Genomic DNA, 18,175 nt, shown 5'->3' on the forward strand with positions numbered 1-18,175 from the left:
ATGGCCGAATTGAACCTGAAGGACGTCGCCAAGGCCTATGGCGAGGTGAAAGTCCTCAGCGACATCAACCTGGACATCCAGAAGGGCGAGCTGATCGTCTTCGTCGGCCCGTCCGGCTGCGGCAAGTCCACGCTGCTGCGGATGATCGCCGGGCTGGAGAAGATCACCGGCGGCACGCTGGAGATCGACGGGCAGCGCATGAACGACGTGCCTCCCGCGCAGCGGGGCATCGCCATGGTGTTCCAGTCCTATGCGCTTTATCCGCACATGACTGTGCGGGACAACATGACCTTCGCGCTGAAGATCGCCAAGAAATCCCCCGAGGAGATCGACAAGGCGGTCGCAAATGCGGCGCGCATCCTGCAACTGGAGCCCTATCTGGATCGTCTGCCCAAGGCGCTGTCGGGCGGTCAGCGCCAGCGCGTGGCGATCGGCCGGTCGATCGTGCGAGATCCGAAGGTCTACCTGTTCGACGAACCGTTGTCGAACCTCGACGCGGCGCTGCGGGTCGCAACGCGGATCGAGATCGCGCAGCTGAAGGAATCGATGCCCGACAGCACGATGATCTACGTCACCCACGACCAGGTGGAGGCGATGACGCTGGCCTCGCGCATCGTCGTGCTGGCGGGCGGCGGGATCAGCCAGGTCGGCACGCCGCTGGAGCTTTACGAGCGGCCGCAGAACACCTTCGTGGCGCAATTCATCGGCTCGCCCGCCATGAACCTGATGAAGGCCGAAGTCACGGGCACGGGCGCGCAGACGACCGTGCGCACCGCAGGCGGCGAGGTGACGGTGCACGCGCCATCGGGTGACAACCTGATGGGCGCAACGGTGGAACTGGGCGTGCGCCCGGAAGATCTGACCATCGCCGATGACAGCGTGAAGGGTTTCGTGCCGTTTGAGGTCGAGATCTCGGAACGGTTGGGCGATGTGACCGTCGTCTATTCCACCGCGCAGGGCGACGAGGGCAAGCAGATGGTCGCGAAGCTGCCGGGCATCGTACACGTTAAGCGGGGCGAGACGCTAAACCTGACCGCCGTGCCCGAGAAGTTGCACGCGTTCCACAACGGCACGTCTCTGCATTATCTCTAGCGGGTGGCTTCACGTGGCGGGGCGTCCGGGCAGGGCGGCCCCCTCCCCGCGCGCCGCGCGGGCATGGAAGATGAATCCCAGGAAATTGAGCAGCACTTGCGCGGCAAGAATGCCGGTGCTGCCTGTCGGGTCGTAATCCGGCGCGACCTCCACAAGGTCGATGCCCGCGACGGGGTGGCGGCGCGCGATGCCCTGAAGCAGTTCCAGTACTTCGTAATACAGGAAGCCGCCGTGACTGGGCGTGCCGGTGCCCGGCGCGATGGAAGGGCAAAACCCGTCGATGTCCAGCGTCAGGTAGACGGTGGCGCCCGGCGGGATGCGGTCCAGCACCGCCTGTGTCCCGAGGCGGCGCACCTGCCGCACCGATAGGATGTCGGAGCCCATGGCGCGGGCGGCGTCGTATCCGTCTTTCGCGGTTGAAGACACGTTGCGGATACCGAGCTGCGTCAGCCCGGTGACATGGTCCTGTTCGGCGGCCCGGCGCATCGGGTTGCCGTGCCCGTGGCGCACCCCGTGGCGCACGTCCACGAAATCGAGATGGGCGTCGATCTGCACCACATGGATCGGGCCGCGCCCGGCGAAGGCGCGGATGCAGGGAATGTTGACCGAATGGTCGCCGCCGATCACCACGGGCAGCGCGCCCGCATCCAGCGCCGCCGCGACACCCGCCGCGATGTTGGCGTGGCTGGTTTCCGTGTCCGTATGCACGATGTCGGCATCGCCCATATCCACGATGCGTACGTCCGGGCCGAGATAGGTCGCGTCATCCTCGTGATCGTAGGCACCTGCATGGCCGAAGCTGAACAGGGTAGACGCCTCGCGCACCGCGCGCGGACCGAAGCGTGCGCCGGGCCGGTACTGCGTGCCGAAGTCGAACGGTGCACCCAGCACCGCGACATCGGCATCGAGCACGCGCCAGTCCGGTGTGTAGGGCGCTTTCGCGAAGGTTGCGATCCCGGTGAAGGGCAGGTTGAGCCGCCCGCTGTCATACCCATGCTGTGCCATGCACGGATGCTGACACAAAATCTCGAGAGTGCAAGGTCGGCGGCGGGCATTGGGGCTTTCGCAGCCCGCGCATCCGTGCGATAGGGACGCGCCAACCGCAACCTCCCGCAGGAGACCCCGATGGAGATTCGCGAGGCACTGACCTTCGACGATGTATTGCTACTTCCCGCCGCGTCCTCGGTGATGCCTTCGCAGGCTGACACCTCGACGCAGGTGACGAAGTCGATCCGGCTGAACGTGCCGCTGCTGAGTTCGGCGATGGACACGGTGACGGAAAGCCGGATGGCGATCGCGGTGGCGCAGGTCGGTGGGATCGGTGTGATCCATCGAAACCTGACCGTGGCGGAGCAGGCGGACGAGGTTCGCCGCGTGAAGCGGTTCGAAAGCGGGATTGTCTATAACCCGGTGACGCTGACGCCCGACCAGACGCTGGCCGATGCCAAGGCGCTTGCCGCGCGCTACAAGATCACGGGGTTTCCGGTGGTGGACGCGGGCGGGCGCGTCGTGGGCATCGTGACCAACCGCGACATGCGCTTTGCGACCGACGATGCCACGCCGGTGCGGGTGATGATGACCTCGGACAAGCTGGCGATGCTGCGCGAGCCGGCGGAGCTTGAGGAAGCCAAGGACCTGATGAAGGCGCGGCGGATCGAGAAGTTGCTGGTGGTGGACGGCGAAGGCAAGCTGACTGGGCTTCTGACGCTGAAAGATACCGAGCAGGCTGTGCTGAACCCGCAGGCTTGCAAGGACGATCTTGGGCGGCTGCGCGTTGCGGCCGCGACCACGGTCGGCGATGCCGGGTTCGAACGCGCCGAGGCGCTGATCGATGCGGGCATCGACATGGTGGTGGTGGACACCGCCCATGGCCACTCGGCCGCCGTTTCGGAAGTGGTCAGACGGATCAAGATGGCCTCCAACTCCGTTCAGGTCGTTGCCGGCAACGTGGCCACCGCCGATGCGACGCGCGCGTTGATCGACGCGGGCGCGGATGCGGTGAAGGTCGGGATCGGCCCGGGCTCGATCTGCACCACCCGGATGGTCGCCGGGGTAGGCGTGCCGCAGCTGACCGCGATCATGGATTGCGCGCGCGCGGCGGAAGCCTCGGGTGTACCGATCATCGCCGATGGCGGGATCAAGTTCTCCGGCGATTTCGCCAAGGCGATCGCGGCGGGCGCGCATTGCGCAATGATCGGATCGATGATCGCGGGCACGGATGAGTCCCCCGGAGAGGTGATCCTGTACCAGGGTCGCCAGTTCAAGTCCTACCGCGGCATGGGCAGCCTTGGCGCGATGGCGCGCGGGTCCGCCGACCGCTACTTCCAGAAGGACGCGGCCAGCGACAAGCTGGTGCCCGAGGGGATCGAGGGGCAGGTGCCCTACAAGGGTCCGGCGGGCGCGGTGATCCACCAGCTGGTGGGAGGCTTGCGCGCCGCCATGGGCTACACCGGGGCAGCCACGGTCGAGCAGATGCGGCGCAATGCACAGTTCGTACGTATCACCGGGGCCGGGCTGAAGGAAAGCCACGTGCACGACGTGCAGATCACGCGCGAATCTCCCAACTACTCGGCCTGAGGATCGCTGCGGCGCCCGCGCCGCGCCCGTCAGAAGGTGAAGGTCGCGCGCAGGGCGGCACCGGTGTCGCGCGCTCCCTGCACGTGGTCGGCATCGAACCGGGTGAATCCCGCGATATCGAGCCTGCGGCCCGCGCGCGAGAACAGCGAATAGACCGCCTGGAGCGACTTTTCCCGCGCCTGCGGGGCAAGGTCGGCCGAGATCTCGTTGTAGAGAACCGCCCCCTCCGGCGTGCGCCGCTGCGGAACCGACACGGTCGCATTGCCGGACCGCGTGGCGTGGGGAAGGGCCGCGATCAGGGTGAGGCGGTCGTTGGATGAAAAGACACCCCCGATCGACAGCGCGGCGGAGGCGGCGTCGCTGGTCTGGTCCCCGAAGCGGGTCAGCCCGCCGCTGTCGATGGAGGTTTGCGCAACGCTGTAGCCCGCGCTGAGGCTGACCCGGTCGCTGGCTTGCCAAGCCAGATCGACCCCGGTGAAAACGGTCTGCGCCGACACGTCGCTGGCGAAGCCCGAATAGACCGCCCCGGCGGCGGCGCCGGTTTCGTCGGTCTGCCCGAGCCGCAGCGACATCTCGAACGGGCCGCGCCGGTGCTGCGCCGAGACAAGGAAGGTCTGCGTCTCGCCCTCGCCGTAATATCCGTCGCCTTCGTGGAAGGCGGTTTCCAGCCAGGTGTCGTTTCCGGCCGCGAAGGCCATGCGGAAGGTGTTTCCGTCTCCGCTGAACGGAACCGGGTTCACGTCCGACAGGTCGGACCCCAGAAGGCCCGACGACACAAGAGCCGCGTGCTGTCCGCGCAGGCCGCTGACCGGCCCGGCTTCGCTGGAAAAGCCGAAGCGCAGGGTATCGGAGGCATCGAAGCTGACGTCCATCTGCGAGAAGGTGATGTCTTCGCGCTGGTGATCACTGGTGCGGACCCAATCGCGGTACTGGTCGTCCGTGGTCGAGATGCCGACGATGCGCAGGCCGAGTTCAGGGCTGACAACGTCCATGCGCGGCGCAACGGTCAGGTCGATGAAATCATCGAGTGCCTGCCGCGTGAGCTGCCCCGGGCTGACCCCGCGGCTGCCAGCGTCATAAGCGAATGGAAAGCCCATGCTGTCGAGAACCATGATCCGGCCGGTAGCGGCGGCCAGAGCTGCGCCCGCGCCGCCGGGTCCAGAGGTCGCCTGCAGTGCGGATAGCGGCACCGCCGCGCCGGTCACTGTCGCGCCGGTGGGCACCGACAGCATGCCGACTGGCGCCATCAGCCGTTCGATGTTCAGCCGTCCGAAGCCGAATACCTGACGCGGCCCGATGGGGTCGGCGGTTCGGAGGATGCGGTCCACGATGTCGCGCGGCGCGACACCCGGAAAGGCCGCCTGCGCCAGCGCGGCGGCACCCGCCACATGCGGAGCGGCCATGGAGGTGCCGCTTTTTCGGCCATAGTTCGTCCCTTCAACTATGGCGGGAACCGTGGACAGGATGCCTTCGCCCGGCGCCGAGATGCAGTGGAAGAGCGCGCCGCAAGTGTTTGAGAAACTGGCAAGGCGCGTGCCGCTTGGATCGAGGGCCGCAACCCCGATGGCCAGCCCTCCGAGCCGGTCCGTATAGATGCCGGGCGCGGCGGACGGACCGACGCGGCTGTCGTTGCCTAGCGCCGAAACCATGATCGTTCCGGCCCGCGCTGCGGCGGACATCGCCTCGAAAACCTGACCGCGCGGGTCCGGCACCCCAAGGCTCATGTTCATCACGTCGGACCGCGCGCCGGGGTTCGATGTGAGCGTCTGGAACTGCAACCGCCCGAACGCGTCGCGGAACAGAAGCGGGTTTCCGACCACGTCGAACCGCTGGATCGTCGTGCCGATGCCCGCGGCCGACAGAATTCCGGTCGCAAGGTCGGACCCGATCGACACGAACCGGGCTTCCACTCCGCCGATGACATCGACACTGCGCATCACCTTCAAGCTGACGGGTTGTGCGTTGTAGGCCACGCCGTGCACACCCGCGCCATCGCGTCGGGCGGTGGCAGTGCCTGCGACATGGGTGCCGTGTCCGTTCAGGTCGCGTCGGTCATCATAGCCGAAGGCGTATATCTCTGCGTTGGCGAACTCTGGATGCGTCGCGTCCACGCCGCTGTCGAGGATCGCCACGCGCCGACCCTGTCCACCTGGTGCACCCTGTTGGCGAATGGCGTAGCCTTCGGCGGCGCTGATCAGCGCGAGCCCGTTGGAATTGGCGTATTCCCGTGACAGCCACGCCACGGGTGCGCTGCCGAGCATCGGTTCGGGCAGAAGCGCGGGTCGCGTCGGCCCTAGAACCAGGCCGCCGCCGCCAGCACCGCCCATCGGTTCAGGATCGGAGCCGCCACCGAAGATTGCGCAACCTGACAGAAGCGGGGCGAGGCAGACAAACGCACCGCGGAAAGTCAACGAAAAGGAATTGTGCATGCTACGGGCATCCCAATGAGAATGATGAGAAAATCGGTTTCTTTTGGTCCTGCCCGTTTGGTTAACGTAGCGGGAAAAAACCCATCTGTAAACGCAGGCACAAACACTGTGGGCGGCGTCACCGCCACCTTGCGCATTGCGCGGTTCTGCACGACCCTTGCGGCAACGCAGAAAAAGGGGACCGCGCATGGAACTGGAACGCCGCATCGCGCAGGGGCGCGGGGACGAGATCGCCGATCTGGTGCTTAAAGGGGGCGAGGTTCTGTGTCTTGTCACCGGCGCGCGAATCGGCGGCGACGTGGCGATCTGCGGCGACACGATCGTCGGGATCGGCGCGGAGTATGACGGGGCACGGGAGATTGACGTGACCGGCGCGGTGCTGGTGCCGGGATTCATCGATACGCATCTGCACATCGAAAGCAGTTGCATCACCCCGTTCGAGTTCGACCGCTGCGTCGCGCCGCGCGGGGTCACCACGGCGATTTGCGATCCACACGAGATCGCCAATGTGGCGGGGCTGGATGGCATCCGTTATTTTCTTGAGGCGAGCGCACACACTTTGATGGACATCCGGGTGAACCTGTCGTCCTGCGTGCCTTCGACCCATATGGAGACTGCGGGAGCGACCCTCGATGTGGACGCTCTGGTGCCGCTGATGGACCATCCCCGCGTCATCGGGCTGGCCGAGTTCATGAACTATCCCGGCGTGATCCACCGCGACCCCGGCTGCATGGCCAAGCTTTCGGCCTTCGCCGGGCGGCATATCGACGGGCACGCGCCACTTCTCACCGGGCGCGACCTGAACGCCTATTGTGCAGCGGGCATCAGGACGGAACACGAGGCGACCAGCGCCGAGGAGGCCCGCGAGAAACTGCAGAAGGGGTTGCGCATCCTGATCCGGGAAGGATCGGTCAGCAAGGACATGGCCGCGCTCGCGCCGCTGCTGACGCCACTGACTGCGCCCTACATGTGCCTGTGCACGGATGACCGCAACCCGCTGGATATTGGCGAGCACGGGCATCTCGACCACATGATCCGCAGCCTGATCGCGGCGGGCTGCGATCCTCTGGCGGTGTATCGCGCGGCGTCGCTGTCAGGGGCGGAGGCGTTCGGGCTGAAAGACCGGGGGCAGATCGCGCCGGGCAAGCGCGCAGACATCGTCGTGCTGGACGACCTTGCCGCGTGCCGGGCGCGGCTGGTTCTGTGCGGCGGCGTGCCCGCCGATGCCGAAGGGTTCGCGGCGCGGGCAAGCGTCGCGCCGGTGGCGCGCGGCAGTGTGAAGGCCCCGCGCGTAGACCCTGCCGTCTTCCGTCATTCATCTGACGGAGACGAGGTGTCGGTGATCGGCATCTGGCCCGGCAAGATTCTGACCGAGCATCGCCGCGCCGCCGTTGCCGCCGTGGAGGGCGACCGACCGCCGGATCCGGGCCCCGATCTTGCGCGCGTCGCGGTGATCGAACGGCACGGACGCAACGGCAACATCGCAACCGGCTTCGTGCAAGGGTTCGGCATCACTCGGGGGGCCATCGCGTCCACCGTGTGCCACGATCATCACAACATCGCCGTGGTCGGGGCGGACTACGCCGACATGGCGCTGGCGGCGAACCGGCTGGGCGAGATCGAGGGCGGCTTCGTCGTGGTCTCGGGTGGGCGCGTGCTGGCCGAACTGGCGCTGCCGGTCGCGGGCCTGATGAGCCTCGCCCCGTTCGAGGAAGTCCGCGCGGCCCTGACCGACCTGCGCGCCGCCGCGCGCGGGCTTGGCGTGACGCTGGAAGAGCCGTTCCTGCAACTGGCCTTCCTGTGCCTGCCGGTGATCCCGCACCTGAAGATCACCGATCACGGCATGGTCGATGTGGACCGCTTCGAGGTGATCTGACCGCTCAGGCGGGGCGCTGCGGTCTGGCGTCCCGGTCCGGCGCATCTGACGTCCCTTCCGCGGTCGCTGCGTCCGGAGTTTGGTCCGGTTCAAGTGTCGCGGCACCGCGCGGGGCGGTGTTCCAGTCCCGTCCGGCGAACACCTCCTCTGGGTCGAAGCCGCGAGCGGCGGCGCTGTCGCGCACGGCGCGCTGCAGCACGGGCGAGGTTTTCAGCAGCCGCAGGAAACGCGCCTCGTCGAGGATCAGCAGCGTGCTGGGTGCAATGGCGCGCACCTCGGCCCGGCGCGGGTGCTTCAGCAGCAGGGCGATCTGGCCGAACATCTCGCCCCGTCCCAGCCGCTTCGGCCCGCCCGGCAGGTCCATTTCGACCGCGCCCGAGGCGATGAAGAACACGCTGCGCGCCGGGCTGTCGCGCCGAATGATCCGCTCACCGTCGGCGGTGTAGCGCGTGACCAGCGCTCGGGCGAGCTGCCGTACGGTGCGGTCGTCGAGGTCGGCGAAAAGCGGCGACTGGCGGACGAGGTCCTGCTTGCGCGGCCGCAAGTCCAGTTTGGGGCGTCCTTCAGCATCGGACCGGCGCCCGGCGATGTCCTGCATCAGTGTCTGGTACAGTTCCGACCCGATCAGGCCGTCCTCGCGCATGGCGGTGTATTCGCGTTCCTCCAGCCGCAGCGCGGTGCGCCGAATGAAACGGCGTTCCAGTTCCTCCGCATAACCGGGATATTGCAGGCGCTGACCGTCCAGCGTCTGCTGCAATTCCTCCCCGCGCCGGTCAAGCAGGTCGTGCAAAAGGTCGGCGACACGGCGTCCGTGAATCCGGCGTATTCGGTTGTCGATGAAGCTGTGCAGGTCGTTCAGGATCAGCCGTTGGGCCAGCAGCATCTCGAAACGGTCGGCGGTTAGCCGGGCCAGCGGGCGCGACACCCGCAAGCGATTGTGCAGGAACACCGCGCCCCGCAAGCGCGGCCCGCCGCCGGTTCCGGCGCGCGCCCCGCGCAGGTAGCCCAGCCGCCCGCCGCTGCGCGTTGCCTCGATCAGCCGGTCGGCATTGGACAGGATCCGGTCGGCCAGCCGTACCGACACCGCCCGTTCGCGGAAGCGTTCCAGGATCAGGTCGCGTTCCGCCCCGGCCAGCGCGATAAGGCCCAGCGTCACGCGGTCCCGGTCAAGGATCTCCTCGCTTGCCTCGGCGGCCTCCACCGCGCGGTCGAGCCGCCGGGCGAACTTCTTGGCTTCGGCGCGCACGGTGTCCCGGGTCAGGCGGTACTGTTCGGCGGTGCTGGCCATGTCCTCGCGGACTTGCTGAAGCGCGACGGCGATCACCTGTTGCGAGAGCGCGGCATCGAGCGGGCCCAGCTTGTCCAGCCCCAGCCGCCCGATCACCCACCGCAGCGTCGTGCCTTGCACCATCAACGTGAACAGCGTGAAGCCGGTGGCAAGGATGCCGACAAGGCGCTTCACCTCGATCGGGACGCGGAAGCTTTCCGTAACCGCGAGCGCCAGCGCCAGCGTGACGGCACCGCGCAGCCCGCCCCAAAGGATCGCCGTGCGATAGGGCCGTTCCACCCGCGGCGAAAGGCGCAGCCGCGCCAGCAGCGGCAGCAGCCCGAACAGGATCACAGCACGCGCGGCGATCGCCGCCAGCGTCACAACCGCGATCAGCCCCAAATCGGACACGCGCAGCCCGTCCAGCAGACGCGGGATCAGCAGTGCCGCGAGGATGAAGATCAGCGCGCCGGCCCAGTGCGCCAGCAGGTCCCAGACCTCACGCAGCGCGTTCCAGCTTTGCGGGGGCAAGCGGCCCGGCCCCAGCAGGTTCAGTGTCAGACCGGCGCCAAGCACAGCGATCACGCCCGACACGCCCGCCAGTTGTTCGGCCACGATATAGGTAATGTAGGGCAGCGCGACCGAGACCGAGATCAGCGCCAGTTCGAACCGCGCGACCAGCACCATCACTCCGACCGCTATGCGTCCGATGGCGATACCGGTCAGCGCGCCGCCCAGCATCAGCACGGGAAAGCCCAGGATCGCGGCTCCCATGTCGGGGTCGGGGACGCCGGACATGACGTAGCCCATGAACAGCCCGAACAGCGCGATTGCGGCTGCGTCGTTCATCAGGCTTTCGCCCTCGATTATGCGGCTCAAGCGCTTGGGCGCTGCGATCGACCGGAAGATGCTGACGACGGCGGACGGGTCGGTGGTGGATACGATGGCCCCCACCAGGAGGCAGGCGGCCAGCGGCAGCGCGCTGGCATAGAACAGCGCGTAGCCGACCGCGAATGTCGCCGCCACCACTGCCACGACCGCCAGCACGAGGATCGGCACCCAGTCGTCCAGCATCCGGCGCAGGTTCATCCCGAGCGTGACCTGGAACAGCAGCGTGGGCAGAAACACATAGAGAAAGACGTTGGACCTGATCGGCAGGTTCAGGATCGCCAGCGCGACCGGGTTCAGCGCGTCCGTCAGTTCCGTGCTCCAGAAGAACGCCGCGCCGGAGCCGATCAAGATGCCAACCGCGGCCAGGATTACGCTGAACGGAAGCCGCAGGCGTGCGGCCAGCGGTTCTGCCAGGCCGATCACAAGGAACAGCCCGGCGACGATGGAGGTTATGACGACGATGTCCATGCTGTCAGGTTATCGCCGCCGGGCGCGCTGGCAACTGCGCGATTGCCCGCCCCGTTTGCGGGGCGGGGCTGGCGTCACTCGCGGCCGAGAAGCGCCTTCGCCTTGGCGGCGACCGCTTCTGCCGTGATGCCGAATTCGGCATAAAGCGTTTCGGCGGGCGCGGAGGCCCCGAAATCGTGCATCCCGACGAATCCCGACTTCTCGCGCTTGCCGCGCTCGCCGAAAAGCCAGCGATCCCATCCGAAGCGGATCGCAGCCTCGACCGCGACGCGCACCGGGCCCGCTGGCAGCACCCGGCGGCGGTAGCTTTCGGGCTGTTCCTCGAACAGTTCCCAACACGGCATGGACACGACCCGCGTGCCGATGCCTTCGGCTTGCAGCAGGTCGCGCGCCGCCATGGCGATTGACACTTCCGACCCGGTGGCCATCAGCAGCGCTTCGCGCTTGCCGGTCGCATCGGCCAGAACATACGCGCCCTGTTCGACAAGGTTCTTCGCCTTGAATTCCGTGCGCAGGGCGGGAAGGTTCTGACGCGACAGCGCGAGCACGGTCGGCGCGGTCCTCGACTGCACCGCAATTTCCCACGCCTCGGCGGTTTCGGTCGCGTCGGCGGGCCGGATCACCAGGGTGTTCGGCGTGGCCCGCAGCATCGCGAGATGCTCTACCGGCTGGTGCGTCGGCCCGTCTTCGCCCAGCCCGATGCTGTCATGGCTCATGACATAGGTTACAGGCTGCTTCATCAGGGCGGACAGGCGCATTGCCCCGCGTGCATAATCCGCAAAGCACAGGAAGGTGCCGCCATAGGGCCGGATGCCGCCATGCAGCATCATGCCGTTCATCGCCGCTGCCATGCCGTGCTCGCGGATGCCGTAGTGCAGGTAGCGCCCGTCGCGGTTGCCCGGCAGGTGCACGCCCTGATCGCCCGTCTTGGTATTGTTCGATCCGGTCAGGTCCGCAGATCCGCCCACATGTTCTGGCATGATCGCGTTGATGACTTCCAGCGTGTTCTCCGAAGCCTTACGCGTTGCGATCTTCGGCTGCGTCTCGACCAGTTGTCGCTTCAGCGCCTTGATTGCGGCGGACAGCTTGGCCGGTGCCTCGCCCGCCATGACGCGGGTGAATTCCTTCTGCTTCGCGCCGGACAGCGACGCGAGGCGCTTTTCCCACGCGGCCCGCTCCGCCGCGCCGCGCGCGCCGATCTCTTCCCAAAGGGTCTTGATCTCGGGCGGGACATGGTAGGCGGGCCAGTCCACGCCGTATGCCGCCTTGGTGTCGGCCACGACCTTGGGATCGGTCAGCGCGCCATGCCCCTTGGAGGTGTCCTGCGCGGCGGAACCGATGGCGATGTGGGTCTTGCAGGCCACCAGCGACGGCTTGGAGGTTTTCTTTGCAGCGCTGATCGCGTCGTCGATATCGGCCGGATTGTGGCCGTCGCACTCATGCACCGACCAGCCCGCGGCGCGGAACCGCGCGATCTGGTCCGTACGGTCGGCGATGTCCACCTTGCCGTCGATGGTGATGTTGTTGTTGTCCCACAGCACGATCAGCTTGGACAACTCCTGGCGGCCGGCAAGCCCGATCGCTTCGTGACTCACGCCTTCCATAAGGCAACCGTCGCCAGCGATGCACCAGGTGTAATGATCCACGATCTTCTTACCGAAGCGGGCACGCAGCATTTCCTCGGCCAGCGCGAATCCGACTGCGTTGGAAATGCCTTGCCCCAGCGGGCCGGTCGTCGTCTCGATCCCGCGGGCATGGCCGAATTCGGGGTGGCCCGCCGTGCGCGCGCCCCACTGGCGGAACGCCTTGATCTGTTCGATCGGCATGTCGGGCGATCCGGTAAGGTACAGCAGTGCGTAGACCAGCATGGAGCCGTGGCCTGCCGACAGTATGAAGCGGTCGCGGTCGGCCCATTCCGGCGCGCTTGCGTCGAACTTCATGTGCTTTTCGAACAGGACCGTGGCGACATCGGCCATGCCCATCGGCATTCCCGAGTGGCCGGAATTGGCCCCCGCCACCGCATCGAGCGTCAGGGTGCGGATGGCACAGGCTTTCAGCCAATGGTCGGGATCGCGTTCGCGCAGGGCAGTCAGGGTCACGGGCAAGCTCCGGTGAAGTGGCGAGGGCGGGCGCTCCGGCCCGGCTGTTAGCGTCTTAGCAAGTGAGGGCGGAAGTGCAAGTCATGCCCGGCGCGCGTGGGGCTTGTTCCCGTGGGAAATGTTTAGTGAAGTGACACGAACGCGATTCGACCCGTTTGCGGCATGGCGCTCCCGTTTTTTTGCCCGGACCGGGCGCAACGGGTCGGCTAGGGCGGGCACGGCGAGAACAGGGGCGGCAGGAGTGGACGCGATGGCAGAGATTTCGGACCTGGAACAACGGTTGGCGGAAGCGCTGGCGCGGATGCGCAGGGCGCACGCGGCCACGCGACAGGCCTTCAACGCGGCCCAGAACCGCATCGCCGAACTGGAAGCGGCGCCACCGCCCGCCGCCTCGGAGGTCAGTCAGGATGCTTTGGCACAGGCCGAGGCCGAGATCGCGCGCCTGTCCGCCGCCCTCGAGGCGGAACGAGAGCAGGGCGCGAGCATTGCACGGCAGGCCGAGGCGGATCGCGCCGCGCTGGCCGAGGCACGATCCGAGATCGAGGCGCTGCGCGCCGCCGCCCGGCTTGAGAAGATCCAGACCGGAGAAGACGGCGAGGGCGCGTCGGCGCGACTGACCGCGCTGGAGCAGGGGATCGACCAGTTGCGGGCGGTCAATGCCCAGCTGCGACAGAACAATTCCGCTCTGCGCAAGGCCCACGAGGCCGGGATGGCCGATCCCGATCTTGTCAACGGCGCGCTGCAATTGGAGATCGACGCGCTGCTGGCGGCACGGGCTGCCGATCGCGCCGAGATCGACAGTATTCTTGCCGCCCTGAAACCGCTTGTGGAGGAAACCGAAGATGCCTGAGGTGCACATCACCATCGGCGGACGCCAGTTCGAAGTGGCCTGTCAGGAGGGCGAGCAGCCGTTTCTTGAAGCCGCCGCCGCGCTGCTGGACGCCGAGGCGCAGCCTATGACGGAACAAATGGGCCGCATCCCCGAAGCGCGTCTGCTGCTGATGTCGGGTCTGTTGCTGGCCGACAAGACCATCGCGATGGAAGATCGGGTCGCCACGCTGGAAGAGGAGAACGCCGCGCTGAAGGCGCAGTTGTCGGACGCCAGCGCCCGCCCGGCGCAGCGCGTTGAGGTGCCGGTTATCCCGGCCGCGCTGGCCGACAGTCTGGCTGAGCTTGCCGCGCGAGCCGAGGCACTGGCCGACGACATGGAACAGCCCGGCGCGGCTTAGCGGCGGCCGGGCAGGGCATGCGCCCGGCGAAGGGCCGGGCTGCCTTGCTTCTTTGGAGGTTTTGATCTGCTCTTGAGGATCAGGCGTTCGCTTCGCGGATCTTTTCAGCCGCTGCCTTGTCGAAGTTCACGCCTTTGGTCGAGAACAGTTCGTCCAGTTCGCCCGACAGGGTCATTTCCGTGATGATGTCGCAGCCGCCGACAAATTCGCCCTTCACGTAAAGCTGTGGAATGGTCGGCCAGTCCGAAAAAGTCTTGATGCCTTGGCGCAGGGCCTCGTCCTCAAGGACGTTCACATCGGCATAGTCCACGCCCATGTAATTCAGCACTCCGGCCACTCGGCTTGAGAAGCCGCATTGCGGCATTGCCTTGGTGCCCTTCATGAACAGCACCACGTCGTGGTCGGTTACGGTCTGCTTGATCTGGTCTTCGGCGGTCATGTTCTGTCCTCGTGTTGCGGCCCGGTGCCGTCCGGCTCTGCCGCGGTTGGTGTGTCCTGCGCTTCGTCGTCATCCTGTGCCGTCGTCTCGGCGCTGACGGGTTCTTCGTAACTCGGGGCGTCCTCGTCGAATTCGAAAGCATCTCTCGGGTCGTCCGGCGGCCCCTCGCGCCTGCGTCGACGCAATTCGTGAAATGTGGACCAGGCGAAGAAGGCGGTGAAAGGTGTGACGATGGCCAATGCTATGATTTGTCCAACACCCAAGGGTCAGTCTGGTGCCTTTGTCGTCAGAGCGAGCGCATGCAATTCGCCGTTCGCACCATCCATCTTACCCTTCAGCGCCGCATAGACCGCGCGCTGCTGCTGGACCCGATTCTGCCCCCGGAAACTTTCGTCGATCACTTCGGCCGCATAGTGGTTTCCGTCCCCTGCCAGATCGGTGATGGTGATCTTCGCTGCCGGGAAACTTTCTCTCAAAAGATCCTCGATGTCCTGCGCTGCGATGGGCATCGGCACACTCCTTGTTCCTGAGCGAAATGTATGGCGCGGCGCGGGCGGCTGCAACCCGCATCGCGTGGCACCGCCCTGTCGGCATCGGAGTCCGCCGCACCTGCCAATGGCAGAAAACATTACCAAACGTCATGTTGAGTCGTGTTATGGTTAACGCGACAGTCCACGCATCCGAGGAGCCATCGCCATGCTCAAGGCCCATTTGCCTCTGTTTCGTTTTCCGCGGCGCGCGCTGATCGCGCTGTGGGCCGGGCTTTTCCTGCTGCCAAGCCTGCCCGTGGCGGCCGCCGTCACCAGCGGGCCGCCGCCGACCGACTGGTCTCAGGTCAGGATCTTCCAGCAAGGTTTTGCAACGACCAACCCGCTGATCCTGTTCGGCTTCAACCCCCAGCCCGAACCACCGGCCGCGACGGGGTTCTGGACCACCGGTGGTACATCGGCCACACGAAGCATCGACGGCGTGTCGGGCGATCAGCTTTTCGTCATCCTGATCGGGCTGGGACGGGGCAGCACGCTGGATCTGACCGCGCTGCCGCGAAGGCTGCCTGTCGGCCCGTTGCTCCTGCCGGCGGTCCAGCAGGTGCGCCTTGCCGGCCCACGTACCAGTTCGCGACTGGAAATCGACATCTCCAGTTCGTCCGGCGGTTTCGCGACCGATATCGTGTCATTCAACCCGCAGCCTGAACCGCCCGCCATTTTCGGCGATTTCGACGTGTGGGGGCTTCAATTCCGCATCTCGTCGCTGTCTACCGCCACTGTCGGCTTCGCGGTGCAGGACGCTAACGGGGCCCGCGTCACACTGACCGACGTAACACCGCCACCAATCCCGCTGCCGCCGACGCTGTTGCTGGGGCTTGGCGGAATTGCTGCGCTGGGGGCCCTTCGCCGCGCGGGCCGCGCCGCGCGCGCCTAGCCGAAGGTGTCGGCGAAGGTGCCTCGCCAAAGCGCGGAGAGCGTTTCCAGCGGGGCTTCAGCACCCGCGAACTTGACGCTGTCACCGCCGAACCGGCCCACGGTTTCCAGCACCACGCCAGCCTGTCCCGCGGCGATCATCAACGTTTCGGCGCAGTCGTAGGGGCAGGCCAACAGGTAGCGGGCCTGATCTTCGCCGAACAGGCGCGCCATGTCACCGTCATCGATTGTCACGCCGACCTTCCCGGTCGCCGCCATTTCGAACGCGGCAAGCGCAAGCCCGCCGTCGGCAAGGTCGGTCGCGGCTGTGATCAGTTTGCGGTTGTTGCGCACGAAAACGCCGTTCCGCCGCTCCGCCGTGAGGTCTACGGCGGGTGCGTCGCCGTCCTCCCGGTTGAAAACCTCGGCCAGAAGCGCGGACTGGCCCAGATGGCCGGTCGTTTCGCCTACGAGGATCGCAAGGTCGCCCGCGTTCGGCGCGCAGCCGATCAGGTTCTTGGCGTATCTCAGCAGGCCAACCGCGCCGATGGTCGGGGTTGGGAGGATCGGCACACCGTCGGTTTCGTTGTAAAGGCTTACATTGCCGGACACGATCGGCATGTCGAGCGCGGTGCAGGCCTCACCGATGCCCTGGATCGCACCGACGAGCTGGCCCATGATCTCGGGCTTCTCGGGGTTGCCGAAATTCAGGTTGTCGGTCGTCGCCAGCGGCTTCGCCCCGGCGGCGCACAGGTTGCGATAGGCTTCGGCCACCGCCTGTTTGCCCCCCTCTACAGGGTTGGCGCGCACGTAGCGCGGGGTCACGTCGCAGGTGAAGACCAGCGCCTTGGTGGTGCCATGCACCCGCACCGCGCCGGCCCCGAGGCCGGGCACACGTACCGTGTCGCCCATCACCATATTATCGTACTGTTCCCACACCCAACGGCGCGAGCAGTAGTTCGGGCTGCCAAGCAGCGCCTTAAGGCCGTCGATCGGGTCGATCTCGGGGACCGGGTCCATGGGGTCCGGCTCCGGGGTCGGCACCCAGGGGCGGTCGTATTCGGGTGCGGTGCCGGACAGCGCCTTGAGCGGCAGATCGGCCATCACGGCGCCGCCCAGTTCCACGATGAAGCGATCCTCGGCGATGGTTTCGCCGACGATGGCGAAATCAAGGTCCCACTTGTCGAACACAGCCTTGGCGACGGCCTCCTTCGCGGGATCGAGCACCATGAGCATCCGTTCCTGGCTCTCGGAAAGCATCATCTCGTAGGCGGTCATCCCGGTCTCACGCACCGGCACGTCATCCAACCGCAGGCGAATGCCAAGGTCGCCCTTGTCGCCCATCTCGACGGCTGAGCAGGTCAGCCCCGCCGCGCCCATGTCCTGGATCGACACGACTGCGCCGGTCTGCATCAACTCGAGGCAGGCTTCCATCAGCCGCTTTTCGGTGAACGGGTCGCCCACCTGCACCGTAGGGCGCTTTTCTTCGATCGTGTCATCGAACTCGGCGCTGGCCATCGTCGCGCCGCCGACGCCGTCGCGGCCCGTCTTGGCCCCGAGATAGACGACAGGCCGCCCGACACCGGACGCGGCCGAATAGAAGATGCTGTCGGCATCGGCCAATCCGGCGGCGAAGGCGTTCACAAGACAGTTGCCGTTATAGGCCGCGTGAAAGCGTACCTCGCCGGCGATTGTCGGCACACCGAAGCAGTTGCCATAGCCGCCGATGCCTTCGACCACGCCGTGCACGAGTTGACGTGTGCGCGGATGAGCGGCCTCGCCGAAGCTGAGCGCGTTCATCGCCGCGATCGGCCGCGCGCCCATCGTGAACACATCGCGCAGGATGCCGCCCACGCCGGTTGCTGCGCCCTGATAAGGTTCGATGTAGCTGGGGTGGTTGTGGCTCTCCATCTTGAAGACCACGGCCTGCCCGTCGCCGATATCGACCACGCCAGCGTTCTCGCCCGGCCCGCAGATCACCTGCGGCCCTTCCGTCGGAAGGGTCCTTAGCCATTTCTTGGAGGACTTGTAGGAACAGTGTTCGTTCCACATGGCCGAAAAGATGCCAAGCTCGGTGAAGCTGGGCGTGCGTCCGATCAGATCGAGGATGCGCTGGTATTCATCGGGCTTGAGCCCATGTGCCGCGATCAGGTCTGGCGTGATGTCCGGTTCTTGCATGTTGTTCCCCTTTCGCGCCTTTTAGGGGAGCGCGCGGAGAAGGAAAAGCAGCCGTGTCTTTTTCGCGACACAGGGTCCCGGTGCGCACCGGGCTGTAGCGCGGTGTTGGCGCGCCCGTCACCCACACGGAAAGTGGGCAAAAAAAAGGCCGAGCAGAAGCTCGGCCAAGTCCAACAGGGAGGTAGAAACAGGACAACGTCCGTGCTTCTGGTCTGCAGATAACCAGTGCC

The 18,175-nt window shown here is 66.4% G+C and carries 14 protein-coding genes; 6 read left to right on the forward strand and 8 right to left on the reverse strand.

Annotation, left to right across the window (positions count from 1 at the left end; genetic code table 11):
• Window positions 1-1,092, forward strand: a complete 1,092-nt coding sequence (locus tag DKT77_RS07870; protein ID WP_109811161.1) for an ABC transporter ATP-binding protein — start codon at window positions 1-3, stop codon at window positions 1,090-1,092.
• Between the two features lie 9 nt (window positions 1,093-1,101).
• Here the strand turns inward: DKT77_RS07870 and DKT77_RS07875 are convergent, their stop codons facing one another.
• Window positions 1,102-2,097, reverse strand: coding sequence for an agmatinase (locus tag DKT77_RS07875; RefSeq protein WP_109811162.1), 996 nt, complete (start codon window positions 2,095-2,097; stop codon window positions 1,102-1,104).
• Window positions 2,098-2,217: 120 nt separating this feature from the next.
• Here DKT77_RS07875 and guaB point away from each other — a divergent pair, with 120 nt between their 5' ends.
• Window positions 2,218-3,669, forward strand: a complete 1,452-nt coding sequence (gene guaB / locus DKT77_RS07880; protein WP_109811163.1) for an IMP dehydrogenase — start codon at window positions 2,218-2,220, stop codon at window positions 3,667-3,669.
• 29 nt (window positions 3,670-3,698) lie between these two features.
• Here guaB and DKT77_RS07885 read toward each other — a convergent pair whose 3' ends face one another.
• Window positions 3,699-6,098 carry a S8 family serine peptidase gene (locus DKT77_RS07885; protein WP_238547749.1) on the reverse strand — a complete coding sequence of 800 codons (2,400 nt, stop codon included), beginning with the start codon at window positions 6,096-6,098 and terminating at the stop codon, window positions 3,699-3,701.
• A gap of 187 nt (window positions 6,099-6,285) precedes the next feature.
• On the opposite strand from DKT77_RS07885, the gene ade reads away from it, so the two are divergent.
• Complete coding sequence (gene ade, locus DKT77_RS07890) at window positions 6,286-7,974, forward strand: adenine deaminase (protein WP_109811234.1); 1,689 nt, start codon at window positions 6,286-6,288, stop codon at window positions 7,972-7,974.
• Between the two features lie 4 nt (window positions 7,975-7,978).
• On the opposite strand, the gene DKT77_RS07895 is transcribed toward ade, so the two are convergent.
• Together DKT77_RS07895 and tkt are read right to left on the reverse strand one after the other, a co-directional pair.
• Window positions 7,979-10,600, reverse strand: a complete 2,622-nt coding sequence (locus tag DKT77_RS07895; protein WP_109811165.1) for a cation:proton antiporter — start codon at window positions 10,598-10,600, stop codon at window positions 7,979-7,981.
• Window positions 10,601-10,674: 74 nt separating this feature from the next.
• Window positions 10,675-12,699 carry a transketolase gene (gene tkt, locus DKT77_RS07900; RefSeq protein ID WP_109811166.1) on the reverse strand — a complete coding sequence of 675 codons (2,025 nt, stop codon included), beginning with the start codon at window positions 12,697-12,699 and terminating at the stop codon, window positions 10,675-10,677.
• A 250-nt stretch (window positions 12,700-12,949) separates the two neighbouring features.
• On the opposite strand from tkt, the gene DKT77_RS07905 reads away from it, so the two are divergent.
• Window positions 12,950-13,549: a hypothetical protein gene (locus DKT77_RS07905; protein ID WP_109811167.1), complete on the forward strand. Its 600-nt coding sequence runs from the start codon at window positions 12,950-12,952 to the stop codon at window positions 13,547-13,549.
• The gene (gene zapA, locus DKT77_RS07910; RefSeq protein ID WP_109811168.1) at window positions 13,542-13,928 is read left to right on the forward strand and encodes a cell division protein ZapA; all 387 of its coding nucleotides are present in this window, start codon (window positions 13,542-13,544) and stop codon (window positions 13,926-13,928) included. Before DKT77_RS07905 ends, zapA begins: the two co-directional genes overlap by 8 nt.
• A 79-nt stretch (window positions 13,929-14,007) precedes the next feature.
• Here the strand turns inward: zapA and grxD are convergent, their stop codons facing one another.
• Genes grxD through DKT77_RS07925 form a run of 3 tightly spaced genes read right to left on the reverse strand, consistent with a single transcriptional unit; the run spans window position 14,008 to window position 14,876 of the window.
• Window positions 14,008-14,367, reverse strand: a complete 360-nt coding sequence (grxD, locus tag DKT77_RS07915; protein WP_109811169.1) for a Grx4 family monothiol glutaredoxin — start codon at window positions 14,365-14,367, stop codon at window positions 14,008-14,010.
• Window positions 14,364-14,630 carry a hypothetical protein gene (locus tag DKT77_RS07920; RefSeq protein WP_146204977.1) on the reverse strand — a complete coding sequence of 89 codons (267 nt, stop codon included), beginning with the start codon at window positions 14,628-14,630 and terminating at the stop codon, window positions 14,364-14,366. The genes grxD and DKT77_RS07920 overlap by 4 nt, the downstream gene beginning before the upstream one ends.
• A gap of 3 nt (window positions 14,631-14,633) precedes the next feature.
• A complete protein-coding gene (locus DKT77_RS07925; RefSeq protein WP_109811171.1) occupies window positions 14,634-14,876 on the reverse strand; it encodes a BolA/IbaG family iron-sulfur metabolism protein in 243 nt (80 codons plus the stop codon).
• Between the two features lie 187 nt (window positions 14,877-15,063).
• Between DKT77_RS07925 and DKT77_RS07930 the strand changes: the two genes are divergently transcribed.
• Window positions 15,064-15,789: a hypothetical protein gene (locus tag DKT77_RS07930; RefSeq protein ID WP_109811172.1), complete on the forward strand. Its 726-nt coding sequence runs from the start codon at window positions 15,064-15,066 to the stop codon at window positions 15,787-15,789.
• Here the strand turns inward: DKT77_RS07930 and purL are convergent.
• Entirely contained in the window at window positions 15,786-17,945 is a 2,160-nt protein-coding gene (purL, locus tag DKT77_RS07935; RefSeq protein ID WP_109811173.1) for a phosphoribosylformylglycinamidine synthase subunit PurL, read from the reverse strand. The two genes, DKT77_RS07930 and purL, sit on opposite strands and share 4 nt — an antisense overlap.
• Window positions 17,946-18,175 lie beyond the last annotated feature (230 nt).

The sequence above is a fragment of the Meridianimarinicoccus roseus genome (assembly GCF_003172915.1).
Lineage (GTDB): Bacteria > Pseudomonadota > Alphaproteobacteria > Rhodobacterales > Rhodobacteraceae > Meridianimarinicoccus > Meridianimarinicoccus roseus.